Source organism: Micromonospora sp. KC606, from assembly GCF_004348675.1.
Taxonomy (GTDB): domain Bacteria; phylum Actinomycetota; class Actinomycetes; order Mycobacteriales; family Micromonosporaceae; genus Micromonospora.
This window is the reverse complement of record NZ_SMKN01000192.1, coordinates 1-10,782: the sequence shown is the minus strand read 5'-3', so window position 1 is coordinate 10,782 and position 10,782 is coordinate 1. Positions and strand designations below refer to the sequence as shown.

Genomic DNA, 10,782 nt, shown 5'->3' with positions numbered 1-10,782 from the left:
CTCCCGACCCGCTGGAGCCCCTCGCCGGCGAGTCCCGCGAGCTGGCCGCACGGCACCGTGCGGCGATCGCCGCCGATCCGGGGTTGGCCGACCGGCTCACCCCGATCGCCGAGGCGCACGCCGCGCACGCCGACGAGATCCACCGGCTGATCGGGCGTCCGGCGCCCTCCGGGCCGGCCACGACCGGCGCGACGGCGACGCCGGGCGACCGCGCCGCGCTGCTCGCCGCGCTGCGCGAGGCCGAACAGCGGGGCCGGCAGTCCGCCGCGAAGGCATGCGCGGAGGCACCCGGCGAACGGGCCGCGCTGCTCGGGTCGGTCGCCGCCGCCCGCGCCACACACGTGGAGGCGCTGGCGTGAGCCGACGGCAGGCACCCGCCGACGCCAGGCAGGCGCTCGCCGACGCGCTGACCGCCGAGTACGCGGCGATCTACGCCTACGGGCCGATCGGCGTCCGGCTCAGCGGGGCCGAGCGGCGCGGGGCCCGCTCGGCCGAGGCCGCGCACCGGGCCCGCCGGGACGCGCTGGTGCTCCAGCTCAGCGCGGACGGCGGGCAGGTTTCCGCCGACCGGGCCGGGTACGCTCTGCCGTTCCCGGTGACCGACCAGGCCGGCGCGCTGCGGCTGGCCGTGGAGATCGAGGAGCGGACAGCCGCCTTCTGGCGCGCCGCGTTGCCGGTCACCAGCGGGGCGGACCGGACCCGGGCGTTGAACGCGTTGACCGACTGCGCGGTGCGGGCCACCCGCTGGCGGCGGGCGGCCGGGGTCACCCCGGTCACCGCGGCCTTCCCCGGCCGGCCCCGCTGAGCGCGACCGGGACGTTCCGGTTGCGGTCCGCATACGGGGTATGCATACTCCGTTGCCATGTCCATCCGCCACGGCCTGCTCGCCCTGCTCGAGCGCGGCCAGATGTATGGTTACCAGTTGCGTGCCGCGTTCGAGGAGTCGACCGGCTCGACCTGGCCGCTGAACATCGGGCAGGTGTACACCACCCTCAACCGGCTCGAACGCGACGGGCTGGTCCGCCCGCTGCCCGAGCACGAGGGCGGGCAGCGGCCGTACGAGATCACCGACGCCGGGCGGGCGGACCTGGCGTTGTGGTTCGCCACCCCGATCAGCCGCGCCGACCGCCCCCGGGACGAACTGTCGATCAAACTGGCCCTGGCGATGACCACGCCCGGCGTGGACGTGCGGACCGTGGTGCAGGCCCAACGCAGCGCCACCATGCGCACCCTGCAGGAACTGACCCGGCTCAAGTACGCCAGCGACAAGCCGGAGGACCTGCCGTGGCGGCTGGTGCTGGACGCGATGGTGTTCCAGGCCGAAGCGGAGATCCGCTGGTTGGACCACTGTGAGACGAGCCTGGTCCGCTACCGTCCCGCCCCACGGGCCGGCCCCACCAGGCACGCCGGCGACGTGGAGCACGCCGACGAGGAGGTCCACCGGTGACAGCGACGGGCGGGCCGGTGCTCGACCTGCGGAACGTGCACCGCACCCACGGCAGCGGCGGGGCCGCGGTGCACGCGTTGCGCGGGGTGAGTCTCACCGTCGCGCCGGGCGAACTGGTCGCCGTGATGGGTCCCTCCGGCTCCGGCAAGTCGACCCTGCTCACCCTCGCCGGTGGACTGGACAGCCCCACCGCCGGCGAGGTCCTGGTCGAGGGAGCGTCGCTGGGCGTGCTCGACCGCCAGGAACTGGCCCGGTTGCGCCGGCGCCGCATCGGTTACGTCTTCCAGGACCTCAACCTGCTGGGCAGCCTCACCGCCGCCGAGAACGTCGCACTTCCCCTGGAACTCGACGGGGTGGGCGTCCGGGCGGCCCGCCGGGCGGCGCTGGCCGCGCTGGCGGAGGTCGGCCTGACCGGGCTGGGCGGGCGCTTCCCCGACCAGATGTCCGGCGGCCAGCAGCAACGGGTGGCGATCGCCCGCGCGCTGGTCGGCGAGCGCCGGCTGGTGCTGGCCGACGAGCCGACCGGGGCGCTGGACTCGCAGACCGGGGAGGCGGTGCTGCACCTGCTGCGCCGCCGGGTCGACGCGGGTGCGGCCGGGGTGCTGGTCACCCATGAGGCGCGGCACGCCGGCTGGGCCGACCGGGTGGTCTTCCTCCGGGACGGGGTGATGGTCGACGCGACCGCGCCGCTGGCCGGCGTCGAGCAGTTGCTCTCCGGCAGCGGCCGGTGAGGCCAGGGCCCCCGCCGGAGGGATCCACGGCGCCCGGACCCGGGACGGACGGCATCGACGCGGGGTCCGACGCTCCGGCGCGACCCGCACCGGAGCACCGCGATCCGCGTCCAGCCGCGTTCCGGCCAGCCAGTCGGATCGCCGAGACCGTCGGTTCCTGGCGGACCGCGCTGCGGATCGCCCGGCGGGAGGCGCGTCGGGCCCGCCGCCGCACCGCGCTGGTGCTGGCGATGATCGCCCTGCCCGTGCTGGCGTTGACCTTCGCCGCGGTCAGCTACGACATGTCCGAGCTGACTCACGCCGAACGCCTCGACCAGCGGGTCGGTGACGCCGACGCGGAACTGCACTGGGCCGTCGAGAAACCGATCGTCCAGGACCCCTGGGGCGAGCTGGCGTGGGCCATTGACGGGGGGCAGGAGCGCACCCGCCCGGTCCGGGCCGAGGAACTCACCGCCCTGCTCCCGCCCGGCAGCCGGGTCACCCCGGTCCACTGGTGGGTGCCGTTCGAGGTGCGGGTCGGCGACCACCTGGAGTCGTACCCGGCGCGGATGCTGGACCTGACCGATCCGCTCGCCCGGTCGGTGGTCCGGCTGCGTTCCGGGCGGGTGCCGGCCGCCCCGACCGAGATCGCCGTCACCGCGCCGGCGTTGCGCAAGCTCGAGGTTCCGCTCGGCGGCAGCGTCGCCCTGGCCGACGGCACCCGCCGGTACACCGTCGTCGGCGTGGTCGAGTTCCCCGACGACCTGAACGAGGTGATCGCGCTGCATCCGGGCGCGGTGCCGACGAACGGCCCCGAGTCGGAGCGCTGGTTGGCGGACCTGCCGGGCCCGCTGGACGAGACGCTGGTTCACCGGCTCAACGCGCACGGCATCACGGCGGCGGTACGCGGCCCGGCACCGGGCGCCACCGAAGTCGCCCTGGGCGACGGGCTGCCGCTGTCGGCGGTCGCCACCGAGGAGACCGGCAGCGCGGTGCTGGTGGGCGGGCTCGGACTGCTGGAGGTGGTGCTGCTGGTGGGACCGGCCTTCGCGGTGGGCGTACGGCGGCGGCGACGCGACCTCGCGCTGGTCGCGGTGGCCGGCGGCGATGCGATCCACCTACGCCGGATCGTGCTCGCCGACGGGGTGGTGCTGGGCTTCGCCGGCGCGGCGGCCGGCCTGCTGCTCGGCGTCGCCGCCGCGTTCGCGGCCCGACCGCTGCTGGAGGAGCACGTCCTCAATCACCGCGCCGGCGGGTACCGTGTCTTCCCCACGGCGTTGGCCGCGATCGCGGCGGTCGCCGTGCTGGCCGGAGTGCTCGCCGCCCTGGTGCCGGCGTGGACGGCCGCCCGGCAGGATGTCGTGGCGGGGCTGGCCGGTCGGCGGACGGTGCCTCCGCACCGGCGACGCTGGCCGGTCCTCGGTCTGGCCCTGACCGCCCTGGGCACCGCGACGGCCGCGCTCGGCGCGCAGCGCAGCAGCACCTTCGTGGTCCTGACCGGGATCGTGCTGGGCGAGCTGGGTCTGGTCCTCACCACCCCCACCCTGGTCGCCTGGCTGGCCCGTGCCGGATCGGCGCTTCCGCTGGCCCCACGGATCGCGCTGCGCGACGCCAGCCGGAACCGGTCCTCCACCGCCCCGGCGGTCTCCGCCATCATGGCGGCGGTCGCCGGCAGCGTCGCCGTCGGCGTCTGGGTGGCCAGCGACGAGGCCCGCACCAGGGCGGACTGGCAGCCCGGTGTGCCACCCGGCCACGTGCTGCTGTTGTCCGGGCCGGACGCGCTGCCGCCGCTGCCGGCGGTCACCGAGCGGGTCCGTCACGTGCTGGCCGCCGACACGGTCGCCACGATCAACCGGCCGGCCTGCGCCCCGCCGGCCCGCGTTGACGAGGAGTGCATCGTCAGCGCGGTGCTGCCGCCCGACCAGCTCTGCCCGTTCCAGGTCGAGGTGTTCCGGTCCGCCGAGGCACGCCGGCTGGCGCTGGCCGACCCCCGCTGCCGGCCGCCGACGCGCAACCCGTCCGGCTACCACCTGCCGGTCGCTGTGGACGACGGGACCGCCCTGCAAGCCCTCACCGACGCGCCGGCCGACGAGGTGGCCCGGGCGACCGCCGTGCTGCGGGCCGGCGGCGTGGTGGTGACCGATCCGCGCTACGTGCGCGACGGCCGGGTGACGGTGGCGACGCACCGGGGCACCACCGGCGCCGAGGCGCCGACGTCGACCACGATGGCGGTTCCCGGTTACCTGCTGCGCGGCGGCCTGCCGGTGGACCGGCTGGTGTTGTCGACCGCGGCCGCCGTCCGGCTCGGCCTGGCCGTCGTCTCCGAGGGGTTCGTCGTGGCGACCGACACCGCGCCGACCGAGGCCCAGCAGCGGCGGCTCGTCGCCGAGCTGCGCCCGTTGGCATCGGTGATCGCGGTGGTGGAGGCGGAGGCGCCCGAGCCGAATCGACGACCGCTTCTGGTGCTGCTGGCGGTGGCCGCCGGAATGATCACCGTGGGGGCCGCCGGGGTGGCCACCGGGCTCGCCGCCGCCGAGGCGCGTCGGGACCTGTCCACCCTGGCCGCCGTCGGCGCCAGCCCCGGCGTCCGTCGGGTGCTCTCGGTCTGCCAGGCCGGGGTGATCGCCGGGCTCGGCTCGGTGCTGGGCATCGTGGCCGGCCTCGGCTCCGCGACGGTCATCCTGACCTCGGTCAACCGGCAGGTCGCCGAGGCGTGGCCGGTGCAGACACCGTACCCGCTCGTGGTGCCCTGGCCGACCCTGGCCGTGATGGCGGTGGTGCCGATGGTGGCGATGGCCGGCGCGGGCCTGTTCACCCGCTCGCGGTTGGCGGTGGAACGCCGCCTGCACTGACGTCGCCGACGGCCTCCCTGACGGACGGCCGGGCTCAGCCGATGCCGCCCTGGACGCCGATCAGGGTGCCGACGGCGTAGGTGGCGCAGGCCGCCGCCGCGCCCAGCAGGAACTGGCGCAGACCGCTGGCCCACCAGGGGCGGTTGGTGAACCGGGCGACGACCGCACCGGCCACGAAGAGCCCCACCCCGCCGACGGCGAGCGCCAGCCAGAGGCTGGTGAAACCGAGCAGGTAGGTCGCCAGCGGCACCAGGGCTCCGACCGAGAAGCAGAGGAACGACGAGACCGCCGCCGTCCACGGGCTGGGCTGCTCGTCGGGGTCGATTCCCAACTCCTCCCGGACGTGCACCCGCAGTGCCTCCTCCGGGTTGCGGCGGACCGCGTCGGCGACCTGCATCGCCAGGTCGCGGGGCAGACCCCGGGCGACCCACGCCTCGGCCAACTCCCGGGCCTCCGCCTCGGGGTGCCGTTCCAGCTCGCGGCGTTCCTTGGCCACCTCCGCGGCGACCTGCTCGTTGGCCGAACGGACGCTGGTGTATTCGCCCAGCCCCATCGAGATGGCGCCGGCGACCAGACCCGCGGTGCCGGTGAGCACGATGCTGCGCGGCGAGACGCCGCCACCGCCGACGCCGGCGATCAGGGCGATGTTGGTGACCAGGCCGTCCATCGCGCCGAACACGGCCGGCCGCAGCCAGCCGCCGGAGACGTCGGCGTGGTGCGCCTCGCGCAGCGCGGCAGGTGTCTCGGCGGTCACGGCAGGGTCAGGATCTCGTAGCCGTCGTCGGTGACGACGATCGTGTGCTCGAACTGCGCCGTCCACTTCCGGTCCTTGGTGACCACCGTCCAGCCGTCGTCCCACATGTCGTACTGGTGGGTGCCGAGGGTGATCATCGGCTCGATGGTGAAGGTCATCCCCGGCTCCATCAGTTCGGTGGGCCGGGGGCTGTCGTAGTGCGGCACGTAGAGGCCGCTGTGGAATGCCTCGCCGATGCCGTGACCGGTGAAGTCGCGGACCACGCCGTAGCCGAACCGCTTGGCGTACGACTCGATGACCCGGCCGATGACGTTGATCTGGCGACCCGGGGCGACCGCCCTGATGCCGCGCATCATCGCCTCGTGGGTCCGCTCGACCAGCAGCCGGGCCTCCTCGCTCACCTCGCCCACGCAGAAGGTGGCGTCGGTGTCCCCGTGCACGCCGCCGATGTACGCGGTGACGTCGACGTTGATGATGTCGCCGTCCTGGAGAACGGTGGAGTCCGGGATGCCGTGGCAGATGACCTCGTTGAGGCTGGTGCAGCAGGACTTCGGGAAGCCCTTGTAGCCCAGCGTCGACGGGTACGCGCCGTGGTCGACCAGGAACTCGTGCACCACCCGGTCGATCTCGTCGGTGGTCACCCCGGGCTTGCAGTGCTCACCGGCGAGCTGGATCGCCTGGGCGGCGAGCCGGCCGGCGACGCGCATCTTCTCGATGGTCTCCGGGGTCTGCACGTGCGAGCCGCGCCACTGCAGGGGGCGCTTCTTCCCCACGTACTCCGGTCGGACGATGTGGGCGGGCACCGCTCGCCACGGGGAGAGCGTGCCGGGGGTCAGCGGCGCACGGACGGTCATGGCGACAGCCTATCGCCGTGGGTGGGGTGACCCCCGCCACGCATCCGGCGGACGGGCTTGTTGCCGCGGCAACAGGGCTGTGCCATTGTGGCTGGCGTGGATCAAGGGGGCGCATCTCCCGTCTTCTCCGCGAGCGCGGAGCTCGACGGTGCGCACCTACGTGTGGTGGTGACCGGTGAGGTCGACATGGCCACCGCCGACACGATGCTGCAGACCGCCCTCCGCGAGCCGGCCGAGCGGGTCACTCTCGACCTGCGCCGGGTGACGTTCTTCGACTCGGCCGCCATCCACGCGGTGGTCCGGCTCGCCGACCGCCTACCCGAGCGGCTCACCGTGCTCGGGTCCCGCCGGGTGGTCCGGGTGCTGGAGATCTCCGGCCTGGCCGAGCAGCCCTGGCTACGCCGGGACTGACCACCGCACGCGCCGGCCGGAGGACGCGAACTGATCGCCGCGGCGTTCAGGACCGGGTGGCCTCACAGCGGCGTCACGTACGCGCCGGTGATGCCCCCGTCCACGACGAACTGCGCGGCCGTCATGAACGACGCGTCGTCGCTGGCCAGGAAGGCCACCGCGGCGGCGATCTCCGCCGGGTCGCCGAAGCGGCCCATCGGCACGTGCACCAGCCGGCGGGCGGCCCGCTCCGGGTCGGCCGCGAACAGCTCCCGCAGCAGCGGGGTGGCCACCGGGCCGGGACACAGCGCGTTGACCCGGATGCCCTCCCGGGCGAACTGCACGCCCAACTCCCGGGTCATCGCCAGCACCCCGCCCTTGCTCGCCGTGTACGCGATCTGCGACGTCGCCGCCCCCATCAACGCCACGAACGAGGCGGTGTTGATGATCGAACCCTTGCCCTGCCGGCGCATGTGCGGGATGACGTACCTGCAGCAGAGGTAGACGCTGGTGGTGTTGACCCGCAGCACCCGCTCCCAGGCGTCGAGGCCGGTCTCCAGGATCGAGTCGTCCTCCGGCGGGGAGATGCCGGCGTTGTTGAAGGCCACGTCAATCCGGCCGTGCCGCCCGGCCACCCCGTCGAACAGCTCCCGCACCGCCGTCTCGTCCGCCACGTCGCAGGCGACGAACTCGCCGTCGACCTCGTCGGCGGCCCGCCCGCCGGCCTCGGCGTCGACATCGACGCAGACCACCCGCGCCCCCTCTGCGGCGAAGCGGCGCACGGTGGCCAGCCCGATCCCGCTGCCCGCCCCGGTAACCACCGCGACCCGGTCCGTCAGTCGTCCCCGCATCGTGTTCACTCCTCCGTGCTGATGTAGACGTTCTTGACGTCGGTGAAGGCGTGCAGGGCGTCCGGGCCCAGCTCGCGGCCGAGCCCGGAGCGCTTCATCCCGCCGAACGGCGTCCAGTAGCGCACCGACGAGTGCGAGTTGACGCTGAGGTTGCCCGATTCCACCGCCCGCGCCATCCGCAGCGCCCGACCGACGTCCCGGGTCCAGATCGAGCCGGAGAGGCCGTACTGCGTGTCGTTGGCCAGCCGGACCGCGTCGGCCTCGTCGTCGAACGGCAGCACCGACACCACCGGCCCGAAGATCTCCTCCCGCCAGTGCCGGTCGGCCGGCGACCCGGCGAGCAGCACCGTCGGGGCGAACCAGAAGCCGGGGCCGTCGGGGCGGGAGCCGGCGAAGGCGACCGGCGAACCGTCGACGTACCCGGCGACCCGGTCGCGGTGGGCGGCGGAGATCAGCGGGCCCATCTCGGTGGTCTCCGCGGCGGGGTCACCCACCCGCAGGCCGCGCACGGCCGGTTCGAGCAGTTCCAGGAAGCGGTCGTACGCCGGACGCTGGACCAGGATCCGAGAGCGGGCGCAGCAGTCCTGGCCGGCGTTGTCGAAGACCGCGGCCGGCGCGGAGGCCGCCGCCTTCGCCAGGTCGGCGTCGGCGAAGACCAGGTTGGCGCTCTTGCCGCCCAGTTCCAGGGTGACCCGCTTCACCTGGGCGGCGCAGCCGGCCATGATCCGGGTGCCGACCTCGGTGGAACCGGTGAAGCAGATCTTGCGCACGGCCGGGTGGGTGACGAACCGCTCCCCCACCACGTCACCCCTGCCCGGCAGCACGGTGAACACACCCTCTGGCAGGCCCGCCTCGCGCGCCAGCTCGGCCAGGCGCAGCGCGGTCAGCGGGGTCAGCTCGGCGGGCTTGAGCACCACCGTGTTGCCGGCGGCGAGGGCCGGGGCGAACCCCCAGCCGGCGATGGGCATCGGGAAGTTCCACGGCACGATCACCCCGACCACGCCGAGCGGCTCGTGGAACGTGACGTCCCACCCGCCGGGCACCGGGATCTGCCGGCCGGACAGCCGCTCGGGCGCGCCGGCGTAGAAGTCGAGCACGTCGCGGACGTTGCCCGCCTCCCAGCGGGCGTTGGCGATGGTGTGCCCGGCGTTGCGCACCTCCAACCGGGCCAGCTCCTCGACGTGGCCGTCCACCACCGCCGCGAACCGCCGCAGCAGCCGCGCCCGGTCCCCCGGCGCCACCGCCCGCCACGACTCGTACGCGGTCGCCGCCCGCCCGATCGCCGCGTCGACCTCTTCCCGCGACGTCGCCGGCACCTGCGCCACCCGCTGCCCGGTCGCCGGGTCGACCACCTCAGAGACGTTCGAAGCCACGGCGCAGCTCCCAGTCGGTCACGGCGGCGTCGAAGGCGGCCAACTCGACCCGCGCCTGGTTGGCGTAGTGCGCGACCACCTCGTCGCCGAAGGCGTCCCGGGCCACCGTCGAGCCCTCCCACAGGGCGAGCGCGTCGCGCAGGGTGCCCGGCACCCGCTGCGCCGTCGCGTCGTCGTACGCGTTGCCGGTGCACTCCCCGCCCAGCTCCAGCTCCCGCTCGATACCGTGCACCGCCCCGGCCACCAGCGCGGCGATCGCCAGGTACGGGTTGACGTCCGCGCCGGGCACCCGGTTCTCCACCCGCATGCCCTGCCCGTGCCCGACCAACCGCAACGCGCAGGTGCGGTTGTCGACGCCCCAGCGCAGCGCGGTCGGGGCGAACGAGCCGGGCTGGTAGCGCTTGTAGGAGTTGACGTTCGGGGCGAAGAAGAGGCTCAGCTCACGCATCGTGTCCAGCAGCCCGGCGAGCACCCGCTGCCCGGTGACGCTCAGGTGGGCGGGGCCGTCGCCCAGCATCGCCGAGCCGCCGGGGGCGTCCCGCAGCGAGAAGTGGATGTGGCAGGAGTTGCCCTCCCGCGCGTTCGGTTTGGCCATGAAGGTGATCGACATGCCCTCCTGGGCGGCGATCTCCTTGGCCCCGTTCTTGTAGATGACGTGGTGGTCGGCGCAGGTGACCGCGGTGTCATAGCGAAACGCGATCTCGTGCTGGCCGAGGTTGCACTCCCCCTTGGCGCTCTCCGGGGTGAGCCCCGCGCCGGCCATCTCGGTGCGGATGCGGCGCAGCAGCGGCTCCACCCGTGCGGTGCCCAGCAACGAGTAGTCCACGTTGTACTGGTTGGCCGGGGTGAGGTCGCGGTAGCCGCGCCGCCAGGCGTCCTCGTACGAGTCGCGGTAGAGGACGAACTCCAGCTCGGTTCCGGCGTACGCGGTCAGCCCGTGGGCGGCCAGCCGGTCGAGCTGCCGGCGCAGGATCTGCCGGGGCGAGGCGACCACCGGCCCGGAGCCGTCCAGCCACTCCAGGTCGGCCAGGAGCAGCGCCGTTCCCGGTTGCCAGGGCACCCGGCGCAGGGTGGTCAGGTCGGGGCGCATGGCGAAGTCGCCGTAACCGCGTTCCCAGCTCGACATCGCGTACCCGTCGACGGTGTTCATCTCGACGTCCACGGCGAGCAGGTAGTTGCAGCCCTCGCTGCCGTGCGCGACCACCTGGTCGAGGAAGTACGGGGCGTGGAACCGCTTGCCCTGCAACCGGCCCTGCATGTCGACCAGGGCGAGCACCACGGTGTCGATCTCGCCATCGGCGACGGCCACCCGCAACTGTTCCAGCGTGAACGTCGTTCTGCTCATCAGCGGGTCTCCATCACCAAGGTCTACTGGCAAACCGGATCACCGTCAATGCCCCGCCCGGGACGGCGGCAACCGTAGTTGAGGAGTCCAGATGCGTCGTCGTGTCGTCCTGGCCATCGTCACCGTCCTCGCCCTCCTGCCGGTCACCGCCGGTGCCGTGCCGATCGACACCGCCGGTCCCGCCCCCCTGTGACCCGGCTCGCCCC

Annotated in this window: 11 protein-coding genes; 6 read left to right on the top strand and 5 right to left on the bottom strand. The window is 74.1% G+C overall.

Annotated elements, in window-relative coordinates:
- The 5 genes from E1193_RS25435 to E1193_RS25415 all read left to right on the top strand — a co-directional run.
- The coding region (locus E1193_RS25435; protein ID WP_132185711.1) for a hypothetical protein at positions 1 to 359 on the top strand (359 nt) is incomplete at its 5' end.
- Positions 356 to 805 (top strand): ferritin-like domain-containing protein, encoded by a 450-nt coding sequence (locus E1193_RS25430; RefSeq protein WP_243707889.1) that lies wholly within the window; start codon positions 356 to 358, stop codon positions 803 to 805. The genes E1193_RS25435 and E1193_RS25430, both read left to right, overlap by 4 nt.
- Positions 806 to 862: 57 nt before the next feature.
- Positions 863 to 1,447, top strand: a complete 585-nt coding sequence (locus E1193_RS25425) for a PadR family transcriptional regulator (protein ID WP_132185709.1) — start codon at positions 863 to 865, stop codon at positions 1,445 to 1,447.
- On the top strand, positions 1,444 to 2,178 hold the full coding sequence (locus E1193_RS25420) for an ABC transporter ATP-binding protein (protein ID WP_132185708.1): 735 nt from the start codon (positions 1,444 to 1,446) through the stop codon (positions 2,176 to 2,178). Before E1193_RS25425 ends, E1193_RS25420 begins: the two co-directional genes overlap by 4 nt.
- Positions 2,175 to 5,009: an ABC transporter permease gene (locus tag E1193_RS25415; protein ID WP_243707888.1), complete on the top strand. Its 2,835-nt coding sequence runs from the start codon at positions 2,175 to 2,177 to the stop codon at positions 5,007 to 5,009. Before E1193_RS25420 ends, E1193_RS25415 begins: the two co-directional genes overlap by 4 nt.
- Positions 5,010 to 5,043: 34 nt before the next feature.
- Here the strand turns inward: E1193_RS25415 and E1193_RS25410 are convergent, their stop codons facing one another.
- Both E1193_RS25410 and map read right to left on the bottom strand, forming a co-directional pair.
- The gene (locus tag E1193_RS25410; RefSeq protein WP_132185707.1) at positions 5,044 to 5,763 is read right to left on the bottom strand and encodes a VIT1/CCC1 transporter family protein; all 720 of its coding nucleotides are present in this window, start codon (positions 5,761 to 5,763) and stop codon (positions 5,044 to 5,046) included.
- Positions 5,760 to 6,617, bottom strand: coding sequence for a type I methionyl aminopeptidase (gene map, locus E1193_RS25405; protein WP_132185706.1), 858 nt, complete (start codon positions 6,615 to 6,617; stop codon positions 5,760 to 5,762). The genes E1193_RS25410 and map overlap by 4 nt, the downstream gene beginning before the upstream one ends.
- A gap of 96 nt (positions 6,618 to 6,713) precedes the next feature.
- Here map and E1193_RS25400 point away from each other — a divergent pair, with 96 nt between their 5' ends.
- The gene (locus E1193_RS25400) at positions 6,714 to 7,028 is read left to right on the top strand and encodes an STAS domain-containing protein (protein WP_132185705.1); all 315 of its coding nucleotides are present in this window, start codon (positions 6,714 to 6,716) and stop codon (positions 7,026 to 7,028) included.
- Positions 7,029 to 7,090: 62 nt separating this feature from the next.
- Here the strand turns inward: E1193_RS25400 and E1193_RS25395 are convergent, their stop codons facing one another.
- Genes E1193_RS25395 through E1193_RS25385 form a run of 3 tightly spaced genes read right to left on the bottom strand, consistent with a single transcriptional unit; the run spans position 7,091 to position 10,576 of the window.
- A complete protein-coding gene (locus E1193_RS25395) occupies positions 7,091 to 7,858 on the bottom strand; it encodes a 3-oxoacyl-ACP reductase (protein ID WP_132185704.1) in 768 nt (255 codons plus the stop codon).
- 5 nt (positions 7,859 to 7,863) lie between these two features.
- Positions 7,864 to 9,231, bottom strand: coding sequence for an aldehyde dehydrogenase family protein (locus E1193_RS25390; RefSeq protein ID WP_207922855.1), 1,368 nt, complete (start codon positions 9,229 to 9,231; stop codon positions 7,864 to 7,866).
- Entirely contained in the window at positions 9,212 to 10,576 is a 1,365-nt protein-coding gene (locus E1193_RS25385; protein WP_132185703.1) for a glutamine synthetase family protein, read from the bottom strand. The genes E1193_RS25390 and E1193_RS25385 overlap by 20 nt, the downstream gene beginning before the upstream one ends.
- Positions 10,577 to 10,782: the final 206 nt, after the last annotated feature.

Coding starts and splice junctions, on each gene's coding strand:
- E1193_RS25425 (WP_132185709.1), top strand. CDS start 863: ATGTCCATCCGCCACGGCCTGCTCGCCCTGCTCGAGCGCGGCCAGATG.
- map (WP_132185706.1), bottom strand. CDS start 6,617: ATGACCGTCCGTGCGCCGCTGACCCCCGGCACGCTCTCCCCGTGGCGA.
- E1193_RS25395 (WP_132185704.1), bottom strand. CDS start 7,858: ATGCGGGGACGACTGACGGACCGGGTCGCGGTGGTTACCGGGGCGGGC.
- E1193_RS25385 (WP_132185703.1), bottom strand. CDS start 10,576: ATGAGCAGAACGACGTTCACGCTGGAACAGTTGCGGGTGGCCGTCGCC.